The 21,077-nt window shown below is 53.5% G+C and carries 16 protein-coding genes; 13 read left to right on the top strand and 3 right to left on the bottom strand.

Annotated features, from left to right (window positions below; translation table 11 throughout):
* Positions 1-189 precede the first annotated feature (189 nt).
* Positions 190-750, top strand: coding sequence for an RNA polymerase sigma factor (locus A372_RS0103275; RefSeq protein ID WP_019419414.1), 561 nt, complete (start codon positions 190-192; stop codon positions 748-750).
* Positions 751-843: 93 nt separating this feature from the next.
* Here the strand turns inward: A372_RS0103275 and A372_RS0103270 are convergent, their stop codons facing one another.
* Entirely contained in the window at positions 844-1,206 is a 363-nt protein-coding gene (locus tag A372_RS0103270) for an SH3 domain-containing protein (protein WP_019419413.1), read from the bottom strand.
* Between the two features lie 563 nt (positions 1,207-1,769).
* Here A372_RS0103270 and A372_RS0103265 point away from each other — a divergent pair.
* Both A372_RS0103265 and A372_RS33105 read left to right on the top strand, forming a co-directional pair.
* Positions 1,770-2,018 carry a hypothetical protein gene (locus tag A372_RS0103265; RefSeq protein ID WP_019419412.1) on the top strand — a complete coding sequence of 83 codons (249 nt, stop codon included), beginning with the start codon at positions 1,770-1,772 and terminating at the stop codon, positions 2,016-2,018.
* Between the two features lie 81 nt (positions 2,019-2,099).
* Positions 2,100-2,456 carry a DUF7660 family protein gene (locus tag A372_RS33105; protein WP_019419411.1) on the top strand — a complete coding sequence of 119 codons (357 nt, stop codon included), beginning with the start codon at positions 2,100-2,102 and terminating at the stop codon, positions 2,454-2,456.
* A gap of 146 nt (positions 2,457-2,602) precedes the next feature.
* On the opposite strand, the gene A372_RS39435 is transcribed toward A372_RS33105, so the two are convergent.
* Positions 2,603-2,704 (bottom strand): hypothetical protein, encoded by a 102-nt coding sequence (locus A372_RS39435; RefSeq protein ID WP_443146824.1) that lies wholly within the window; start codon positions 2,702-2,704, stop codon positions 2,603-2,605.
* Positions 2,688-3,455, bottom strand: a complete 768-nt coding sequence (locus A372_RS33100; protein ID WP_051004452.1) for an ISL3 family transposase — start codon at positions 3,453-3,455, stop codon at positions 2,688-2,690. Before A372_RS33100 ends, A372_RS39435 begins: the two co-directional genes overlap by 17 nt.
* A gap of 572 nt (positions 3,456-4,027) precedes the next feature.
* On the opposite strand from A372_RS33100, the gene A372_RS0103250 reads away from it, so the two are divergent.
* The 10 genes from A372_RS0103250 to A372_RS0103205 are packed head-to-tail and all read left to right on the top strand — an operon-like array spanning position 4,028 to position 20,772.
* Positions 4,028-5,245 carry an ABC transporter substrate-binding protein gene (locus A372_RS0103250; RefSeq protein WP_019419409.1) on the top strand — a complete coding sequence of 406 codons (1,218 nt, stop codon included), beginning with the start codon at positions 4,028-4,030 and terminating at the stop codon, positions 5,243-5,245.
* A 48-nt stretch (positions 5,246-5,293) separates the two neighbouring features.
* A complete protein-coding gene (locus A372_RS0103245) occupies positions 5,294-6,322 on the top strand; it encodes an ABC transporter substrate-binding protein (RefSeq protein ID WP_019419408.1) in 1,029 nt (342 codons plus the stop codon).
* A gap of 13 nt (positions 6,323-6,335) precedes the next feature.
* Entirely contained in the window at positions 6,336-7,178 is an 843-nt protein-coding gene (locus tag A372_RS0103240; protein WP_019419407.1) for an alpha/beta hydrolase, read from the top strand.
* Between the two features lie 15 nt (positions 7,179-7,193).
* Positions 7,194-7,979: a 2,3-dihydro-2,3-dihydroxybenzoate dehydrogenase gene (locus tag A372_RS0103235; protein WP_019419406.1), complete on the top strand. Its 786-nt coding sequence runs from the start codon at positions 7,194-7,196 to the stop codon at positions 7,977-7,979.
* 23 nt (positions 7,980-8,002) lie between these two features.
* Positions 8,003-9,244: an isochorismate synthase DhbC gene (gene dhbC, locus A372_RS0103230; protein WP_019419405.1), complete on the top strand. Its 1,242-nt coding sequence runs from the start codon at positions 8,003-8,005 to the stop codon at positions 9,242-9,244.
* 3 nt (positions 9,245-9,247) lie between these two features.
* On the top strand, positions 9,248-10,879 hold the full coding sequence (locus tag A372_RS0103225; protein ID WP_019419404.1) for a (2,3-dihydroxybenzoyl)adenylate synthase: 1,632 nt from the start codon (positions 9,248-9,250) through the stop codon (positions 10,877-10,879).
* A 20-nt stretch (positions 10,880-10,899) separates the two neighbouring features.
* Entirely contained in the window at positions 10,900-11,886 is a 987-nt protein-coding gene (locus A372_RS0103220) for an isochorismatase (RefSeq protein ID WP_019419403.1), read from the top strand.
* 15 nt (positions 11,887-11,901) lie between these two features.
* A complete protein-coding gene (locus A372_RS0103215) occupies positions 11,902-19,104 on the top strand; it encodes an amino acid adenylation domain-containing protein (RefSeq protein ID WP_019419402.1) in 7,203 nt (2,400 codons plus the stop codon).
* Entirely contained in the window at positions 19,097-19,321 is a 225-nt protein-coding gene (locus tag A372_RS0103210) for an MbtH family protein (protein ID WP_019419401.1), read from the top strand. Before A372_RS0103215 ends, A372_RS0103210 begins: the two co-directional genes overlap by 8 nt.
* A complete protein-coding gene (locus A372_RS0103205; protein WP_019419400.1) occupies positions 19,321-20,772 on the top strand; it encodes a DHA2 family efflux MFS transporter permease subunit in 1,452 nt (483 codons plus the stop codon). The genes A372_RS0103210 and A372_RS0103205 overlap by 1 nt, the downstream gene beginning before the upstream one ends.
* The last annotated feature ends 305 nt before the right edge of the window (positions 20,773-21,077 follow it).

Raw genomic sequence — 21,077 nt, 5'->3', positions numbered from 1 at the left:
TGGTCACGCTAACAGTATACTGAGGCTTTTTTTTTTTTTTTTGTTATTTTTCTCTGATCTGTCTTGGAATGCATAATAGTGCCTTTACATTCAGGCGTGAAATCTATATTATTCATTATAGGAATAATTAGTTATTACTGGAATTTGTATAAAAATATAACAATCACTACGCTAGGAGGCGGCACTGTGATGAGAGAAGGGTATGAACGGGATGATCTTTTTATTAATGAATTATGCGATACATATTTCAAGCCGGTATATAAATATTGTAAAAAATTAATCAAATCGCAACCGGAACTGATGGACTTTGCCGATGAATGTACGCAAAATACCTTTCTCGAAGCGAGAAAGCAAATCTCGAAGTTAAAAAGGCACCCTAATGTGGAAGGATGGCTATTCACTACGGCAAGGAATTTTATTAACCTTTCATTTCGGGCCATGTATATCAAAAAGAGGCGCGAGGTTATCATTACGGATGATATCAATTACCGATTGGAGTTGCAGGATAATGAAATCGATCAGCTTGTCGAAAATGCGGTCGATGTGGATGAATTGTATCATGAAGTGTTAATGAAGTTGAGTTCGAGCGAATACGAACTGTATACGGATTATTATTTAAAGAAAATGTCAATCGCGGAGCTGACCCGGAAATATGATGTTTCGGCTAACGCGATAACGACAAGAATTTACCGGATTAATAAGAAAATCAGAAGCATCGTTCAGACTCTTGTGGTGAGTCTGGATATCTGACAAAGCCCTGCAAATCATCAATCCGCCGCTATTCAGGGGAGGATACAATAGTTCAATCGCAATGGGGCAACCCCATTGCGATTGAAAATAGATTCATCCGACTTCCGTCAAATAATCGATTGCAACCCAACCAGAAGCATTATGTTTGTAGCTATATACATTTATCCAGGCATAGCCGTCCGCGTATACAGGATCTTGACGGCCTCCGTTTACCATATCGCCCTTATTAAGCAAGCCAAGCACTGTCCCGGATAATGAAGGCTTGCTTCGTAATCTAACTCCATTTTCCTTTATTTCATACGTGGCACTTAGAAGGACCAATCCGCCATCGGCGGTTACAGCATGCTGCTGATTATTCACATTGGCAGGAGGATTACTTTCCGCTGCATATGCACCTTGGGCCAGAACTGCCATACAAGCGATTGCCAACGAGAAGCTCGCAACTTTTTTGAACATTTGAACAACAACTCCTTTTATATGATATGGGTTCCATTTTCTATGATTGCGAGGGTCAATATCAGCGAGAGAATATGATGAGAATGACTGTCTGGCCAGGTGAGCGGATGCGGAACATATCTCTACCTCCTTTACATCGTTTTGGGTTCGCGATTGACTGGAAGGATGAGATATAACCCTTCATTCAATAACATTGCATATGAATTCCTAAATTACATAAAAATTATGAACAATTTTCAAAAAAAAGATTATTTATGGATGTAAGGCGCTTTTATAGGGAGGGGAGGTTTTTTATGCATCATTTTATTTCCAATATTATGGACTAAGGATATACTTAGGGGGACAAGCTAGCGTATATGGAGGGTAACGAGTTAGGCGAAACCGTTTTGAGACCTTTCAATACGGCATCACCTAACACCATATTCGTGCTGCAAGTGAAAGCAATTTCTTAATAGATAAGATTTTTAAGGGAAAAATTAAAATTTTTCTGTATCAAACATTTTGTAGCTATGTTAAGAATGAAGTCAACTGTACAGATTGTTCATTCAACGGGGGGCACTAAGTTGGTTAACATAAACATTCTTAACGGATTATCCTTTTTTGGGGCGGTTGAATTACTTCTTGAAGAAGGATACTGCGAAGAAAACGTCATTGAGAAGGAACATGAAGAGTGCGATAAATTGTTTCTGTATCCCTATACACTCTATGATCACAATAAAAAAATCGTAGACGAAATCTTCCGTGCGGAGTATTGCATGAAAGATGAAGATGGTGAGTTTGAGGATTACAAAAGCTTCTGGACCAGGTTATGAACATAACACGAACGGAAATTTCATTCCTAATACGTTATGTGCAATTCCTGAATGAAAATTACAAAGGATTGAAATCAGACTATGAAGAAGATGCTTTTCGAATTGGTAGATGAAGTGACAGATGAAAAATCCTTTTTACACTTTATTAATGAACTTAGAACTGACAGGATAAACCAAAAAGAAGAGTGGGAGAATGAATCGCTTGAAGCCTTTCTAGAATCCGCATATGAATACGAATATTTACATAGTAGAAACAGAATAGACAGACCTTATTATTGGCGATCGGAGATAGATATTTTACCTGGCAAGACAATGGGGATTAAAACATGTTTGTTTCAGGATAATACCCCAGGAGCAGATTATTATTTATCGGAATATAAAGATTTTTTGGCTCTTCGCTCTACTGGATGGGTAAAAGCACAGTTGCTAGTTTCATAACCCTTCCGCCGTTAAGAGAATTTCAGAACTTGGTACAGCCCTCAAGAAAAACACTTGACCTCTGTACCAAGTTCTGAAGTAGGGTTTCAAGGCGGTTAAGCTGCGATCGGTTGGCCCAACCAATCTCCTTTTGCTCAGCCTTGAGATTAACTTCGTTTTTCAACCAAATGTATTTTGTATGTTTCAATTCCGGGCTGCTTCTGCTCTTGAATTCGTACCTCATCCACGGCTTCACCCAAGAGCTTCATCACATGGAATTTGTAAAGGTAATTCGGCGTCTGGGAAGTATTCTTCAATGCCTCGGATAAAAGCGGGAGACATGTCGCAACAGATTTCTTCAATTTGCTGCGCGGTAGCGCCTTTTGCCGTCATATGCAACTTGAAGCGTTCTAGCGTATCCTTACCTTTTCCCTCTGTAGCAAAAAGCACAATTTTTCGATCCATATCGACAAACAAGGTAATGTAGCGATGCCCTCGTCGCGAAGATGTTTCATCGATGGCAATTCGTTTTACATTAGACCAATCAAGATTGGCCATCGCCTTATCGACGTAGTGATGAAAAATGCGCCACATTCTCGTATCGTGTTCCCTAAGCTCACGGGCTGCTGCATTGACTGGCATCTCTGCCATCAATCGCATCGCCCATGCTTCAAAAAGCCATGTAAAATGAGACAGCGCCCGAGCCCATTTTACTGGCACTTGCGTCACCTTGTTGCACGATCTGCATTTTACTCGTGGTAATCTGGCCTGCATGAAGGTCTTCCAATTCCAGAAGTCGAGGTATCTCCATTGCTTCTTCTCGGTATCATATGCCTTACAAGCAGGTCCGCACAAGGGACAGGCGAATGTGGTTCCTCGCTCGAAGTCGATGTACAGATGCCAAGCTTGATCTTGGCCTTCAAATTCAATATGTGTGAGTTTCCAGGGTTCTTCCAACTGTAAAGCTATATTGAACATATTCATAATCAGTTGGTCATTACTACTTATCGAACTCCACATCAAATACCATCTCGCCCTATTAATTGTCTTAATGAGCAGTATCGTCAACATTTCTATTTAGCAGACATTACCCATGAACTATAGCGAGGAAGCGATATTTTATAGTATCAAGACCTTGGTTCAGTTAAGTTGAACTGAGGTCTTATTTTATGTGTTTTACTACTTTTCTTATTTTACTACTTTGACTTTCTGCATCAAGTGAATGTGTTGAAAAAGCACTGGTTTACTTGGAACATTTCAAGAGTGTAAGGATACCTTGGTCGGTATCAGCGCAGCTGCATACGCTAATTAAGCGGATATGTTGCGCCCAAAACAGCAAATAAGAGGTGTAGTGTTCATAATTTTGGATAGGTAACTGAGGTTCTTAGGAAATGGCCTGGGGGCTTATTTTTATGTCTTTAAAACATTGCTGAGCATACTTTTTATGCCACAGTTTTTCCAAAATTTGATTGACTAGAGGGGAGTCATATGTTAGTTTATTAATTGATAATGATTATCATTTTCAAACAATAAATCATGGATTTCATAAGCTCATAAGCTGCTCATGGTTTATAACCAAAAGGAGGTTCCTCGTGCTTTCAAAAGAAGAGCTGCAGACAGACAATAGCTTGTTCACGCCGGGCCGGAATCGAAAAACGAACTTGATGGAGATCAGAGAATTCATGGATCAGCATTATAACGAACCGCTTTGTATTGGACAGCTGGCCCAGATGGCGAATATCAGTCCCAAATATTTTGTCGATCTCTTCAAGAAAACATATGGGCAAAGCGCCATGGATTACTTGACGGATCTGCGCATCAACCGCGCCAAGCGTTATTTGGCAGAATCCGGAGAGCGACTGCGGGATATCGCCTTGAAGGTGGGATATAAGGACGAGTTTTACTTTAGCCGCAAATTCAAGAAGGAGGTTGGCGTGTCCCCGTCTGACTTTGTGAAAAACTCCAGGCGGCGCATAGCTGCGTGCTCCTCTTCGGTTACAGGACAACTGCTTGCTCTGGATGTCATGCCGACGGCAGCGCCGCTTGATCCGAAGTGGACGCCCTATTACTATAACGCCTATCGTACGCAGATTAAGTCCCATCTGAAGCTTACCGATCCCTATACCAATTGGACATTCGAGGTGAATCTGAACAGGCTGATTCAGGCTCGTCCCGATGCCATTATCGGAACTGAGCAGCTGTGCCCCCTCGATAAGACAAAATTGATGGACATTGCGCCTTCTCTCATTGTTCCGACGGACGACGGTTGGCGAGACCAGCTGCGGATAATTGCCCGATTTTTGGATAGGGAAGATAAGGCGGAGCAATGGATACAACGATACGAACAGAGGGTTCAGTCTGCTCGGACCCAGATTGACAAAGTGCTGGGACAAGACAAAATGTTAGCCTTGCGCGTCTATGGACATAGCATCCATATCTATGGGAACCGCGGGTTAGAGGACGTGCTCTACCAGGACCTGAAGCTTGAAGCAGCTTGCCGGAGAGACACGTCCTGCAGCCTGCAGCTGACATTGGAACAAGTGGCAGAGCTTAGCCCCGACAGGATTCTTGTATTGGTGTGCCCTGAGGCATCCTCCCGGGCATACTGGCTGGCGCTGCAGCATTCAGCCGAGTGGCGTCAGCTGAAAGCAGTAAAAAACAGACATGTATACCCCATTACCTCCGATCCGTGGTTTGAATATTCGGCAGTTGCCATCATGCGGATGCTGGATGAAGCGCTGCTTCTGTTTACAGGAAATTGTCCAAATGGTTTTCTGGATAACGGCTATGGTGAATCCTTTGCCACATGATTTATACTCAAGCCAATTGAGAATTATTATCACAGGAGGAGATATACCGTGTTAGAACGTCTTGTTCATGTAAAGTCTGGCTTTACAGCCCGAATTTCAGCATTGCTGTGCTGTGTGCTTATCGTAAGCTTGCTGACGGCCTGCGGCTCAAAGGTAGAGAGCAGCGCCACATCGTCTGGACAGCAAGGCTCAACTGCAACAACCTCTGAAGTGTCCGCAGCGGGGGAAAAAAGCGCGGAACCATCCGGTGAGCGGACGGTAACAGACGAGCTTGGCCATGAAATCAAAATTCCTGCTGAACCAAAGAACATTTTCGCTCCCAATCTGGAGGACTCTCTGCTCAAGCTGGGCGTAAAGCCAGTAGCTCAATGGTCCAACGGCAATATGGGACACGACTATCTGCAAGAGGAATTGAAGGATGTGCCGAAGCTTGACCTCTCGGGAGGACTGCCCTCGCCGGAGGTATTAATGACCTATAATCCCGATCTGATTATTCTGCACACTGAGACCTATGCCCAAAATGGCAACTATGAGAACTACTCCAAGATTGCGCCAACCTATGTGTTCAAAAGCGCTTCCGGAAATATTGAGAAGTCGCTCGCCACAATCGGGGAGCTGCTCGGCAAATCTGCTGAAGCCGACAATGCGCTGCAGGCTTATCAGCAAAAAGTGAATGATGCCAAGGAAAAGCTGAACAAAGCGGTTGGAGAAAAAAAGGTGGCGATTATTCGCTTCGCACCCAGAGGCGTCAGCCTGATGGGCGGCAAATACTTGTGCGGTTATGTTGTGCATCAGGATCTGGGGCTCGGCATGTCCAAGCTCGTGGAAAATGAGAACAGCGCCAATATGTCCATGGAGATACTTCCGGAATTGGACGCAGACTATATTTTTGTCATTAATGCCTACGATCAAGGGACTGAACGCATGAAAGAGATGATGGAAAGTCCTATCTGGAAAAACATGCCCGCCACCAAGCAAGGCCATGTGTATGAAGTTAGCAATAAATATTGGCTTGGCAGCGGCCTGATCGCTTACGAGAAAATTATTGACGATACAATTCGGCTGCTGGCCCAATAAGCGGAGGGATTAGATGAAACAGACAACCACGCTCAACGATATCGCGCGCCGCAAGGTCGATATTCCCCGAGCGGAACAATGGATGATGCGCTCGCGCGCAGAGAACCGGACATATCGGCTTATCGTGGCGCAACCTGAGGGAGCGCCTCCTCCCTCAGGATTTCCAGTTATCTATTTGCTGGATGGAAATTCCGTATTCGGAACGATGGCGGAGGCGGTGCGCCTGCAGTGCCGCCGGCCGGATAAGACTGGAGTGATGCCTGCGATAATTGTAGGTATCGGCTATGAGACGGATGGACCGTATGCACCGGATCGCTTTTATGATTTCACGCCAGTTCCAACTACCGAATACCGCCACAAGTCTGATGGCACGGCTTTGCCTGAGCAAGGCGGAGCAGCGGCGTTCCTTCAATTCATCGAGGAGGAGCTGAAGCCGCAGATAGAAAGCGAGTTCCAGATCGACCGCAATCGGCAGACGATTTTCGGGCATTCTCTCGGCGGTCTGTTCACGTTGTATGCGTTGTTTACTAAGCCGGGCGCATTTCAGTACTATATCGCAGGCAGTCCATCCATCCATTGGAACAAGCAATATTTGCTTGAACAGGAACAGAAATTTACAGACCGCGTGAAGGAGGAGCCTGTCAACGTTCAACTGCTGCTTGGTGTAGGAGAGCTGGAGAAAAGTCACGTCTCCCGCAATTGCGACAGCGCAAGGGAGCTCTCGGAACGCCTAACCACTCTCTCTAGTCGTGGAGTGGGAGCAGTATACAAAGAATTTGAAGATGAAGGCCATGTATCGGTGCTGCCGATTCTGATCAGCCGGGCCTTGCGATTTGCTTTAAATCCAGAGAAATAAAGAGGGGTTGAAAAGGTGGATAGTGCAGGAATCAGGGGAAAAGTCGCTTTGGTCACAGGCGCTGCTCAAGGCATTGGGGAAGCGGTGGCACGGGCCCTTGCCGGGCTCGGGGCCATCGTTGCTGCAGTAGATCGGAATGCCGCTGGCCTTAGCGGTCTCGTCGCTGACCTAAGTGCCAGCAGTCTCCATGCTGTGGCATACCCCGCAGACGTGGGTGACAGCTCTGCCGTTGATGAAGTGGTGGAACGGATCGAGCATGAGCTGGGTCCCATTGAAATTGTTGTCAATGTGGCTGGTCTGCTGCGAATAGGGCCCATCGAATCGCTCAGCGATGAGGATTGGAAGGCGACCTTCGCCGTTAACGTCAACGGCGTGTTCTATGTGTCCCGTTCTATAGTAAGGCGTATGGCGCTCCGCAATTCAGGTTCGATCGTGACAGTGGGATCGAATGCTTCCGGGGTGCCGCGCGCGCAGATGTCGGCTTATGCGGCTTCGAAGGCTGCGGCTACTATGTTCACCAAATGTCTGGGGCTGGAGTACGCCCGGCACAATATCCGCTGCAACATCGTGTCGCCTGGATCCACGGATACGGCTATGCAGCGGGCGCTATGGAGCGGTGAGGACGGAGCTCAGGCTGTCATCGCCGGGTCGCCGGAGGCATTCCGCTTGGGAATACCGCTTGGGAAGCTGGCCATGCCCTCGGATATTGCCGATGCAGTGATCTTTCTCGTATCCGACCGGGCGCGGCATATTACGATGCATGACTTGTGCGTCGACGGCGGTGCAACTTTGGGATGTTGATACATAGAAGGGAGATGGTAGAAATGTTGAAGTGTGATGCTGCTCCTGCAGCGTCTGCCACACAGCTGCTGGAACAATACCGGACGGGATCGTCCTTCTTTTTCTCTTCACCAAGACGGACCCTGCTGGCACAGGGACAATGGGCGCGGTGGCACGCTCAAGAGCAGGATGAAGGGATTAGCCTGACGCGCCGCGTTGCCGATCTTCTGGCCGCGGCTAGACAAGCCGGGCATGAGGTGCCGGTTGTTGCAGGAGCGATTCCTTTTGATGTTACGAAGCCTGCACAGCTTATCGTGCCGAACGCTATCCATTGGGCAGGGCCTCTGAGCTTCGAGCCGGGCATTCAGATGGAACAGCCAGTGGCGTCAGTATGTGAGATGCGTGCGATTCCGGAGCCGGAAAAATATGAGGATGGCGTGAACCAAGTGTTGGCTCGTCTTAGCGCAGGCGCGCTTCAGAAGGTGGTGCTGTCAAGAACGCTGCACATTACGTCGCCGCAAGCTGTCGATGTCCATCAGCTGCTGCGCAATTTGGCCTATCACAATACCCATGGTTATACCTTTGCCGTCAATCTGGCGGCAGAGAGAGAGGAATGCGCAGCGGATGCGCACGAAGGTCCCCGAACGCTCATTGGAGCCAGTCCGGAGCTGCTCGTCACGAAGACAGGATTGCAGATCAAGGCCAATCCGTTGGCAGGCTCCGCGGCCCGCAGCGATGATCCCATCGAGGATAAGCGGCGGGCGGCCGCACTGCTGGCCTCCGCTAAGGACAGACATGAGCATGAAGTGGTCATCGATGCTGTCGTGGCCGCGCTTCGTCCATATTGTAAAAAATTAGATGTTCCCACTGGACCATCGCTTGTGCAGACGAAGACGATGTGGCATCTCTCCACCGAAATAAACGGGGAGCTTGCCGATGCCTCGGTCTCATCGCTTGAGCTCGCAATGGCGCTGCATCCGACGCCTGCCATCTGCGGAACGCCTACGGATCTGGCCCGCGATGTTATTCATGAGATTGAGCCATTCGATCGGGAGTTCTATACGGGAACGGTCGGCTGGTGCGATGCGAATGGCGACGGAGAGTGGGCCGTCACGATCCGCTGTGCAGAGGCGGAAGGACGATCGCTGCGTCTATTCGCCGGAGCGGGAATCGTTGCCGGTTCGAACGCGGCTGCCGAGCTTGCGGAGACTTCAGCCAAGTTCCGCACGCTGCTGCTTGCCATGGGGCTGAATCAACAACAACTATCGATGACGCGGGAGGGATGATTGATGCTGCCAGGATGCCCAACATGGCCTAAGGAATTGGCCGATCGCTATCGCAAGGAAGGATGTTGGCGGGGAGAGACATTCGGTGACATGCTGCGGCAGCGCGCCGCAGCCCATGGGGATCGCATTGCCATCGTCAGCGGCGATCAGCGGATGAGCTATGCGGAGCTTGACGCCAGAGCAGACCGTCTCACTGCCGGATTCCGCAAATTGGGGATTCAGCCGCAGGATCGGGTTATCGTTCAGCTGCCCAATATCCCGCAATTCTTTGAAGCTATCTTTGCGCTGTTCCGCTTAGGAGCGCTGCCTGTCTTCTCCCTGCCGGTGCACCGAAAGAGCGAGATCGCCTATTTATGCGAGTTCACCGAAGCGGTGGCTTACATTATCCCTGATACAGACTCGGGATTTGATTACCGGGACCTTGCTGAACAGGTGCAGGAGGCTGCTCCAGCCTTGCGTCACGTCATTGTGGCGGGAGACCCGGGGAAGTTTACGGCGCTGGGCAACTTGTATGCCGACCCCGTAAGCGGAATGGAGGGGCCAAGCCCTGGCGATGTCGCTTTTCTCCAGCTGTCCGGCGGGACGACTGGGCTCCCGAAGCTGATTCCCCGGACGCACGATGACTACATTTACAGCTTGCGGGTAAGCGCGGAGATCTGCTCCTTGAATGAGAATAGCGCATATCTGGCGGTGCTCCCTGTCGCCCATAACTACCCACTTAGCTCGCCCGGAGTGCTCGGGACGCTATATGCCGGCGGCAGAGTCGTTCTTGCGCGTGGAGCCAGCCCGGACGAAGCGTTCCCTCTCATTGCGGAGGAGCGCGTCACGATTACGGCCGTAGTGCCGCCGCTGGCATTGATCTGGCTCGACGCGGCGGCATCTCGCCGTTACGACCTGTCCCATCTTCAGGTGCTGCAGGTCGGCGGAGCCAAGTTCAGCGCGGAGGCGGCCAAGCGGGTAAGCACGGCGATGGGCTGCACCCTGCAGCAGGTTTACGGGATGGCGGAAGGGCTGGTCAATTACACCAGACTGGATGATCCGGAAGAGATTATTGTGAACACGCAAGGCAGACCGATGTCGCCATATGATGAAGTCCGGTTGGTGGACGATGATGATTGTGAAGTCGCCTCAGGCGAAGTGGGGCATCTGCTGACGCGCGGGCCTTATACCATTCGCGGCTATTACAAGGCCGAGAAGCATAATGCCAAGGCGTTCACGACAGATGGATTTTACCGTACAGGCGACCTCGCCAGATTGACCTCAGCTGGTTATCTGGTCATTGAGGGCCGCGATAAAGACCAAATTAACCGCGGCGGAGACAAGGTGGCGGCTGAGGAGGTAGAGAATCACCTCCTCGCTCATCCCGGGGTGCACGATGCAGCGGTGGTAGCGATGCCGGACGAGTTCCTCGGCGAGCGCACGTGCGCATTCGTTGTTCCTTATCATTCCTCGTCGCTGACAGATGCTGAACTCAAAGCCTTTCTTAGAGGACGCGGGCTAGCGGCTTACAAAATCCCTGATCGGGTGGAGTTCGTGGATTCGTTCCCCCAGACAGGGGTAGGCAAGGTGAGTAAAAAGACACTGCGCGAACTCATTGCCAAGAAGCAGAAGTCTCTAGCTAACGTACCAAAATAATGCTGAAAAGAGGAGATATTATGGCTCTTCCATCCATTCTTCCTTATCCGATGCCTGTGGAGTCTGATCTGCCGGCGAACAAGGTGGCTTGGACACCTGATCCAAGACGTGCCGTTCTTCTTATTCATGATATGCAGCAATACTTCCTCGACGCCTTCAATGTTGACGAATCGCCTGTCGTAGATCTGCTGGCGAACATCCGGAAGCTCCGTGTTCATTGCGCCGATCTCGGAATACCTGTTGTGTACTCGGCGCAGCCTGGCGGACAGAACCCCGAGCAGCGCGGATTGCTGCAGGATTTCTGGGGCCCGGGCATTGACGATGGGCCTTATCAGAAAAAGTTTGTGGAAGAGGTTGCTCCCGGCGAGCACGATATTGTGATGACCAAGTGGCGTTACAGCGCATTTCAGAAGACCGATCTGCTGGACATGATGCGGCAGCGCGGCCGGGATCAGCTGATGGTATGCGGCATTTACGCCCATATTGGATGCCTGCTAACCTCATGCGAAGCATTCATGCAGGATGTGCAGCCTTTCTTCATCGCCGATGCGGTAGCTGATTTTTCTGCGGAGAAGCATCGGATGGCTCTCACTTATGCGGCCGAACGGTGCGCGGTCACGATAACGACGCAGCGTCTCGTAAATGAACTGGTGGATTCGCAGGCTGCAACGCCTGAATCAGCGCCTAAAATTGCATCTGAATTTGAATCTACACCTGAAGCTGCGCCTGAGGCTGATCGCTGGCCGTTGACGCAGCAATCCGTGCGTGAGGAAGTGGCAGGACTTCTGCAGGAACAGCCGTCCAAGATTGCGGATAATGACAACCTGATTATGTTGTGGGGACTTGATTCCATCCGGATTATGAGCCTGGTGGAGCGGTGGCGCCGCAGCGGAGCCGCGGTGAGCTTCGTGGAGCTGGCCGAGCAGCCCACATTGGCTGACTGGTGGAAGCTGTTATCTTCAAGGCTGAGCAAAACCTTGCCCAACTATGATTATTTTACTGTATAGAAGGAGGTCACTATCATGCCTGATCAGGAGAGGGTCCGATGGTCTCTGTCGGGAGCGCAGTCCGGTATTTGGTTCGCGCAGCAGCTTGATCCAGACAACCCGATATTCAATACCGGTGAATGTGTAGAAATCCATGGACCTGTTGATCCAGAACGCTTCGAGACTGCTTTGCGCCGGGCCGTGACGGAGGCGGAAGCGCTGCATGTCCGCTTCGGAGAGGATCGGGACGGGCCTTGGCAGACTATCGTCCCGTCTTCCGGCTGGCCGCTGCATATCATAGATGTCAGCGGGCGAGAGGACCCGCACGAAGCGGCAGAAGCATGGATGAAGCATGATTTGGCCCAGCCTGTCGACCTGCTCAGCGGCCCGCTGTTTACGGAAGCGCTGTTCAAGCTCGCTCCCGATCGTTTCTACTGGTACCAGCGCATTCATCATATTGCAATCGATGGCTATGGCTTCTCGCTTCTGGCACGAAGGGTCGCTCAGATTTATACCGCGCTTTCCTACGATCTGCCGATCGGTGAGGAGGCATTTGGTTCTTTGCGCTCCATCCTGCAGGAAGATGCAGCTTATCGCGCATCAGAGCGGCTGGAGCAGGATCGTCAATTCTGGTTGGCGCGCTTCGCCGATGAACCCGAAGCGGTCAGTCTGGGCGAGCGCGCGCAGCGGACATCGCGCAGCTTTTTGCGCCGATCCGCGCAGCTGCCGTCACCCGTCATGAACGGTTGGCAGGCGGCTGCAAGCGGGTCGGGGACAAGCTGGCCGGATGTCTTGATTGCGGCTGCCGCCGTCTACGTACATCGGCTGACCGGCGCAGACGACATCATACTCGGCTTGCCCGTGATGTGCCGGCTGGGCTCCGCAGCGCTGCGCGTTCCCGGCATGGTCATGAATTTGCTGCCTCTGTGTGTGGCGGTCCGGCCGGATATGAGTCTGGGCGAGCTGCTGCAGCAGGTGTCCCGGGAAATCCGCGATATAAGACGGCACCAGAACTATCGTCATCAGGACCTGCGTCGCGACCTGAAATTGCTGGGGGACAACCGGAGATTGTTCGGCCCTCTCATTAATGTGATGCCGTTTGTCGAGGATCTGAGCTTTGCCGGCTATCGGGGAAGGACACGCAACCTGTCGGCAGGGCCTGTGGATGATCTGACGATTAACGTGTACTGCAGCTCCGACGGCAACGGACTTCGTATCGACTTTGATGCGAACCCTGCGATTTACAGCGCAAGCGAGTTGATGCTGCATCAGCGGCGCTTTCTGCATTTGCTGGACAAGATTGCCGCTGCTGCCCCCGGCCAGCCGATCGGGCGGCTGGAACTGCTTCTGCCCGAAGAACGCCGTCAGGTGTTGAGCGAGTGGAATAACACCGCGCATAATCTGCCGCAGACGAGCGTGCCGGGATTGTTCGAGGAGCAGGTTGCCCGCACCCATGATGCGGTTGCGGTTGTCTTTGATGATGCAACACTGCGTTATGCCGAGTTGAACGCGCGTGCTAACCAGCTTGCGCATCTGCTGATTGCGCACGGTGCCGGTCCAGAGGGGATTGTGGCTCTGGCGCTGCCGCGGTCGGTAGAGATGGTCGTCGCCATACTGGCGGTGCACAAGACGGGAGCGGCATATTTGCCGATCGACCCGGATTATCCGTCCGATCGGATTGCTTATATGCTGGAAGACGCCGGACCGATGTGCCTCATAACGGCCACGGAGGTTGTCTCCAGACTGCCGGATTCCGGTGCGGCTCCTAAGATCGTGCTTGATGAGCCTGCAACCATTGACAGACTTGGGCAGCATGCTATGCATAATCCTAATGATGCTGACCGTACAGGCCGCTTGTCGCCGCTTCACCCTTCTTATGTCATTTACACCTCCGGCTCGACGGGCAGACCTAAGGGTGTATTGCTCACATTTGAAGGTCTGGCCAACCTGCTGTTGGCAATGCGGGATCGGTTTGCGCTTGATGGGCAGGATCGGCTGCTGTCTGTTACGACGATCTCATTTGATATTTCTGTCATGGAGGTGCTGCTGCCTCTCACGACCGGAGCCAGCATAGATATCGCTCGGAAGGATACGATTCTGGATCCGTCTGCACTGGCGCAAAGGATCAGGGACACGGGAGCTACGATTATGCAGGCGACCCCGACACTGTGGCAATCGCTTGCTGCCAGCAATCCTGACAAGTTCGACGGGCTTACGATTATAACCGGGGGCGAGGCGCTCCCGATCGGACTTAAGCTTGCCCTGCAAGATCTGAATTGCCAAGTCAACAACCAATATGGCCCGACGGAAACGACCATTTATTCGACAGCTGCACTGCTGGGTAATGAGCGCACGGGTAAGCCGTCCATTGGAGGTCCGCTCTGGAATACGAGGTTATATGTGCTGGATGCAGGGCTGGAGCCTGTTCCGCCGGGAGTGGCGGGGGAGCTGTATATTGCGGGTGCCGGCTTGGCCCGCGGCTACTTGGGGCGGCCGGATCTGACGGCGGAGCGGTTCGTGGCGGATCCGTTCGGTCCGCCGGGCACCCGGATGTACCGCACAGGCGATCTCGTGAGATGGCTGGCGGACGGCTCCATCGATTACTTGGGTCGTGCCGATCATCAGATTAAGCTGCGCGGTTTTCGGATCGAAGTGGGCGAAATCGAGGCTCTGATTGCCATGCACACTGACGTTGCTCAAGTAACGGTGATGGTCCGTGAGGACCAGCCGGGGGATCGGCGTTTGGTCGCTTATGTGGTTCCGGCCTCTTCGTCCGGAATCGATCCGGCTGGGCTTCGCCGTTATGTCGCCGGCAAGCTGCCCGATTATATGGTCCCAGCGGCTATCGTCACGCTTGATGCCATGCCTTTGACGCCGAACAAAAAGATTGATCGCAAGGCATTGCCAGCGCCTGATCTCGGCATGACGGCTGCGGGACGCGGCCCCCGGACACCGCAGGAGGAGATTCTATGCGCTCTATTCGCCGAAGTGCTTGGCCTGTCCCGTGTCGGCATCGATGACGACTTCTTCGCGCTGGGCGGTCATTCCTTGCTTGCCGGGCGGGTAATGGTTCGCATCCGTGAGGCATTTGGCGTCGAACTAAACATCGGCAGTCTTTTCGAGGCGCCTACGGTTGCGGAACTTGTCAAACGGATCGACTATGCGCAGGAGGCCAGACCGGCTATACGACCGGCCGTGCGGCCTGAGAGCGTTCCGTTGTCCTTCGCCCAACGGCGTTTATGGTTCCTGTATCGTCTGGAAGGGCCCAACCCGACCTATAATATTCCGCTTGTAGCCCGTTTGTCCGGAGAACTGGATTTGCAGGCGCTGGAGGCGGCTCTCGGCGATGTGGTGAACCGGCATGAGACACTGCGTACGGTGTTTCCCGATACGCAAGGTACATCGCGCCAGCTTATTCTGGATGCTGGAGAAGCACAGCCTGAGCTGATCCTGACGGAGACCAGCGAGGCGGAACTGCCGGAACGGCTTGCGGAAGCCGTGCGTTACAGCTTCCAGCTATCGGCTGAGCCTTCGCTGCGGGCCCAACTGTTCATGCTCGCTCCGAACGAGCATGTGCTGTTGCTGCTGCTGCACCATATTGCCGGGGACGGGTGGTCACTGACCCCGTTATCCCGTGATCTGTCCGCTGCCTATGCGGCACGCTGCCGGGGCGAGCTTCCTGTATGGCCGCCGCTGCCGGTGCAATATGCGGACTATGCGATCTGGCAGGAGCGTCTTCTGGGGAGCGCTGGCGATTCCGGCAGTCTCATTGCCCGCCAGCTCGACTTCTGGACGCGGACGCTTAAGGGCCTGCCGGAGCAGCTGGATCTGCCGACTGATTATCCGAGACCACCGGCAGCTAGCTACCAAGGCGGCACCGTCCATTTCCAGATTAGCAGGCAGCTGCACGGCCAGTTATTAGAGCTTGCCCGTGACAGCAAGGCGAGCCTATTCATGGTGCTGCAAGCCGCACTGGCCGTTCTTCTCACACGGCTTGGCGCTGGCACCGATATTCCGATCGGCAGCCCGATAACCGGACGGAGCGACGATGCGCTTGACGGTCTTGTCGGCTTCTTCATCAATACGTTGGTGCTTCGCACCGACACGTCAGGCGACCCAAGCTTCCGCGAACTGCTTGCCAGGGTCCGCGAGGTTAGCCTGGCTGCGTACGAGCATCAGGACTTGCCGTTTGAGCGTCTCGTAGAAGTGCTTAACCCCGTCCGATCCCGGGCCAGACATCCGCTCTTCCAGATTATGCTGGTGCTGCAAAATACGCCGGATGCAGCGCTGGATCTGCCGGGTGTTGCAGCCAGCCTTCATCTTCAAAGCGTGGGCACGGCGAAGTTCGACCTGACGGTGGAGCTGAATGAGCGCCGCGATGCGAATGGCGCGCCTGACGGCTTGGATGGAATTGTGGAATACAGTGCGGATTTGTTCAAGCGCAGTACAGCCGATGCGTTGGCAGCTCGTTATTTGCGCGTGCTGGAGACTACTGCTACTGAACCGAGTAAGTCTATCGGACAGCTTGATATTTTAACGACGGAAGAGCGTCACCGCATCCTGATGGAATGGAGCGCGCCTGCGACCGCAACGCGGGAAGGCACTCTTCCGGAGCTGTTCGAGGCGCAGGTGGTCCGTTCGCCTGAGGCTGTATCTGTCGTCTACGAAGGAGACTCCCTGAGTTATGAGGAGCTAAACATCCGGGCGAATCGGCTCGCGCATCTGCTCATCGCAGAAGGAGTAGGTGCCGAGCAGATTGTGGCTTTGGCGCTGCCGAGGTCTATAGAAATGGTTGTCGGCGTGCTGGCCGTGCTGAAAGCAGGGGCTGCCTATCTGCCTCTCGATCCGGACTATCCTGTCGAACGGCTCGCTTATATGCTGGAGGACGCAGGTCCGGTCTGTATGATGACAAGCACTCACGTATCTTCCAAGCTGCCTGATACGGGAAGCCTGCCGCGAATTGTGCTGGATGAGTCTGGAGCCGAGGAGCGGCTGCGGCAATATTCGCCAGCCAACCCAAGCGACCATGAACGCAGGGGGCGTCTGTCTCCGCTTAGTCCGGCCTATATCATCTACACTTCAGGATCTACGGGCAGGCCTAAAGGAGTGCTCATTCCTCATCAGAACGTGGTGCGGCTGTTTGCGGCTACCGAGCATTGGTTCCACTTTGACTCTGATGATGTGTGGACATTGTTTCATTCCTATGCCTTCGATTTTTCGGTGTGGGAAATCTGGGGTCCGCTCCTGCATGGCGGCCGTCTCGTGGTGGTGCCGCATACGATCAGCAGGTCGCCGGGCGAGTTCCTGCATTTGCTCTCGCAAGAGGGCGTGACCGTCCTGAATCAGACGCCGTCCGCCTTCTATCAATTGATGCAAGCGGATCGGGAACAACCTGAGCTGGGGCAGACGCTCTCCCTGCGGTATGTTATTTTCGGCGGCGAGGCGCTGGAGCTTGGCCGGCTGGAGGACTGGTATCAGCGCCATCCGGATCATGCTCCCAGACTGATCAACATGTACGGCATTACCGAGACAACCGTGCATGTCAGCTACAATGAGCTTCACCAGCACAGCGCTGCCCCGGGAGCCAACAGCCTCATCGGCCGGTCAATACCAGATCTTCGAGTGTATGTGCTGGATGATGCGCTGCAGCCTGCTCCGCCCGGAGTGACGGGGGAAATGTATGTCGCCGGCGCTGGGCTGGCCCGCGGTTATTGGGGACGTCCGGGGTTGACGGCAGAGCGGTTCGTTGCCGATCCATTCGGCCCCCCGGGCACCAGAATGTACCGCACCGGAGATTTGGCGAAGCGGCTCGCCGACGGCTCACTAGATTATCTGGGCCGAGCTGACCATCAGGTGAAGATTCGAGGCTTCCGGATCGAACCGGGCGAGATCGAAGCCGTGCTTGCCCGGCATCCCGAGGTGGCCCAGGCAGCGGTAGTGGTGCGCGAGGATCAGCCGGGAGACAAGCGTCTGGCAGCTTATGTGGTGTTCGCCGCGGAAGCAAGCCTTGAACCGGCCGAGCTGCGCCGATATGCCGCCTCCATTTTGCCTGATTATATGGTGCCGTCTGCGATGATTGGCATGGATGCTTTGCCGCTCACTCCGAATGGCAAGCTGGATCGCAAGGCGCTGCCGGCGCCTGATGTCTCCTTGGCGCTTGACGGCCGTAACCCGAGAACGCCGCAGGAGGAAGTTCTATGTGATTTGTTCGCCGAAGTGCTCGGGGTGCGGCGCGTGGGGATTGATGACAGCTTCTTCGAGCTGGGCGGCCATTCGCTGCTTGCGGTCCGCCTCATCAGCCGCATCCGCGAAGCGATGGGCAGGGAACTGAGCATTGCCGTTCTCTTCGAGGCTCCTACCGCAGCCGGGCTCGCCGAAAGGCTCGATATGGGCGGCGGGCACAGCGCGCTGCAGGTTCTGCTGCCGCTCAGAACGCACGGCGCTCAGCTGCCGCTGTTCTGCGTCCATCCTGCAGGCGGACTAAGCTGGTGCTATGCCGGGCTGATGAAGCATCTGGGCATGGATTATCCAATCTATGGCTTGCAGGCCCGCGGCATTGCCCAGTCCGAGGAGCTTCCGAAGACGCTGGAGGAGATGACGGCAGATTATATTCAACATATTCGCTCGATTCAACCTGCCGGTCCGTACCGGCTGCTAGGCTGGTCTCTTGGGGGCAATGTGGCGCATGCCATGGCCGTACAGCTGCAAGAAGAGGGAGAAGAGGTCGCTTTTCTGGCCATGCTTGACGCTTACCCAAGCCATTACCTGCCTATTCGCGGAGAACCGGATGAGGAGGAGGCGCTGACCGCGCTGCTTGCTTTGGGCGGCTACGATAAGGACAGCATTGGCGACGTTCCGCTCAATATCGCCACCGCGATCGAGATTCTTCGCAGCGACAGCAGCGCATTGGCAAGCCTTGATGAAGCTACCATTATGAATTTGAAAGAAACATATGAGAATTCGGTTCGTCTTTTAGGGGCTTATGTTCCGCGAAGATTCGAGGGAGATCTGCTGTTCTTCCGTTCGACCATCATACCGGACTGGTTCGATCCGATTGAACCGGAGATGTGGGTTCCTTATATAGGCGGACAGATCGAGCGGCATGATATCGCATGCCGGCATAAGGACCTGTGTCAGCCTGGACCGCTTGCCGAGATCGGGGCTAGCCTCTTGGCCAAGCTGAAGTCTGCAAACGGCGCGGCAACAAGACTTGATGGGAGGGAGCTAATCTATGACTAATCCATTTGAGCAAGCGAACGGCTCTTATCTGGTGCTGATGAATGACGAGGGACAATATTCGCTTTGGCCTGCCTTCGCCATGGTGCCAGAGGGTTGGAGCCCTGTTCTGGGGCCGGAGATGCGCCAGGTGTGCTTGGATTACATCAACTCGCTATGGACGGATCTGCGGCCCCGCAGCCTATACGGCTCTTCGGTTCTTGTTCAAGGAGAGAGGTAATGAAGGCTTGGTTGAATCCGAAAAAGGTAGTGTGCATCGTATACGTGGCAGCCATGTTCGTGGTTGCCATGGACGCCACCGTCCTGAACGTTGCGCTGCAGACGATCAGCCAGGAGCTTCAAGTTCCGCCTGCCGCATCGGGAGCGCTCAATGTCGGCTACTTAGTAAGCCTCGCCATCGTTCTGCCGGTGGCGGGCTGGCTTGGCGACAAATGGGGGACGAAGCGCACTTTTTTGCTTGCGCTCGCTTTATTTACAGGAGCCTCGACACTGTGCGGCTTAGCCGATAATTTGACAGCCCTGACCGTATTTCGGGTTGTGCAAGGCATCGGCGGCGGCTTGCTTACTCCCGTAGGAATAGCGATGCTGTTCCGAACCTTTCCTCCTCAGGAGCGGGCCAAGGTATCCAGGGCCCTCATTCTCCCAATTGCGGTTGCCCCTGCAGTTGGGCCGATTGTGAGCGGGCTTCTAGTCGAACATTTCTCTTGGCGCTGGATATTTTATGTCAATCTGCCGATCGGGATTCCTGCTTTGCTGTTCGGCATCCTGTATTTGAAAGAGCATAAGGAGCCAGAGGCGGGACGCTTGGATCTTCCAGGCCTCCTCCTATCGGCGCCTGGCTTGGCTATGATGATGTATGCGCTGAGCCAAGGTCCAATGCAAGGGTGGAATTCCCCTGCGATCTTATCAACAGGGGGGATGGGCCTTATTCTCATATCCGCCCTTGTCGCCGTCGAGCTGCGCGTGAAGCAGCCGCTGCTTGATCTGCGGCTGTTAGGCGACCGCCTGTTCCGCACGACAGGTCTCGTCGCCATGTTCGCTGCAGCGGGCTTGCTGGGCATGCTCTACGTGTTCCCGTTGATGTACCAGAATGCTTTGCACGCCTCGGCGCTTGACACTGGCCTGACCACCTTCCCGGAGGCGCTGGGCCTTATGCTTGCTTCCCAGCTTGTGCCTTGGACTTATCCGAGGCTTGGACCGAAACGTGTCATCATCATAGGGCTATTGTGCACGGCTGCTATATTTGTGCTGCTGAGCATGATCGGCTCCGACACTAACCCGTGGCTTATTCGGAGCTTGCTGTTCGGTGTCGGCATCTTCTTGGGGCATACGGTCGGCGCCGTGCAGATCGCGGCCTTCGCCAACATTCCCCCATCTTCGATGGGGCGCGCCTCCACTTGGTTCACTGTGCAGAACAGGCTTGGGCCGGCAATAGGCTTGGCGATTCTGTCCGGCATTCTAGCCGCAGCAGGCACAAGTACGGTGAATGCCACAGGAGGCATGGAGCCCAATCTGTTGGCTTACCGCGCGGCTCTGATCGGCGCCGCAAGCTTCCTGCTTATAGGTCTATGCGTTGCGCTTCGTATCCGCGATAGCGATGCCGCTGCCACCATCCGCAAGCGGGCCCCGGTCAAGCCGGCGGAGGAAAGGCCTGTTCAAGCTGAAGGATAAATAATCCTCCTGCTGCTGGCTGACATCTCGACTAGTCGAACATGTTAGCATGCTCGAATCTACTTTTCTACTTTCCAGACCTTGGTTCAGCTCCCCTGAACTGAGGTCTTGCTTTTATGCCTTTTTGGTGTCTTTCGTCTGCTGGACTGCAACATGAGGGAAGGGGTGTTAGCTTTGTTAGTCATGTTGCCTTGTCTTCTCTGGGCAGAGATTGGATTCTGTCCAACGTTTTGGCGATTTGAGTGCGACAAGATGTAGAACCACTGGAAAAGATCCAGTGGGATCCGGCTTGAACGGTTGTGTAC

This window comes from Paenibacillus sp. OSY-SE (assembly GCF_000283315.1).
GTDB lineage: Bacteria > Bacillota > Bacilli > Paenibacillales > Paenibacillaceae > Paenibacillus_B > Paenibacillus_B profundus.
The sequence above is the reverse complement of the archived record's forward strand: the minus strand, read 5'-3'. Positions and strand labels throughout refer to the sequence as shown.

What these genes read in the sequence shown, in the direction of transcription:
- A372_RS0103225 (WP_019419404.1), top strand. Translation starts at nt 9,248, where the DNA reads ATGCTGCCAGGATGCCCAACATGGCCTAAGGAATTGGCCGATCGCTAT.
- A372_RS0103270 (WP_019419413.1), bottom strand. Translation starts at nt 1,206, where the DNA reads ATGTTCAAAAAAGTTGCGAGCTTCTCGTTGGCAATCGCTTGTATGGCA.
- A372_RS0103220 (WP_019419403.1), top strand. Translation starts at nt 10,900, where the DNA reads ATGGCTCTTCCATCCATTCTTCCTTATCCGATGCCTGTGGAGTCTGAT.
- A372_RS0103205 (WP_019419400.1), top strand. Translation starts at nt 19,321, where the DNA reads ATGAAGGCTTGGTTGAATCCGAAAAAGGTAGTGTGCATCGTATACGTG.
- A372_RS0103215 (WP_019419402.1), top strand. Translation starts at nt 11,902, where the DNA reads ATGCCTGATCAGGAGAGGGTCCGATGGTCTCTGTCGGGAGCGCAGTCC.
- A372_RS0103275 (WP_019419414.1), top strand. Translation starts at nt 190, where the DNA reads ATGAGAGAAGGGTATGAACGGGATGATCTTTTTATTAATGAATTATGC.
- A372_RS33100 (WP_051004452.1), bottom strand. Translation starts at nt 3,455, where the DNA reads ATGTGGAGTTCGATAAGTAGTAATGACCAACTGATTATGAATATGTTC.
- A372_RS0103210 (WP_019419401.1), top strand. Translation starts at nt 19,097, where the DNA reads ATGACTAATCCATTTGAGCAAGCGAACGGCTCTTATCTGGTGCTGATG.
- A372_RS33105 (WP_019419411.1), top strand. Translation starts at nt 2,100, where the DNA reads ATGAAGAAGATGCTTTTCGAATTGGTAGATGAAGTGACAGATGAAAAA.
- A372_RS0103240 (WP_019419407.1), top strand. Translation starts at nt 6,336, where the DNA reads ATGAAACAGACAACCACGCTCAACGATATCGCGCGCCGCAAGGTCGAT.
- A372_RS39435 (WP_443146824.1), bottom strand. Translation starts at nt 2,704, where the DNA reads ATGAAGCTCTTGGGTGAAGCCGTGGATGAGGTACGAATTCAAGAGCAG.
- dhbC (WP_019419405.1), top strand. Translation starts at nt 8,003, where the DNA reads ATGTTGAAGTGTGATGCTGCTCCTGCAGCGTCTGCCACACAGCTGCTG.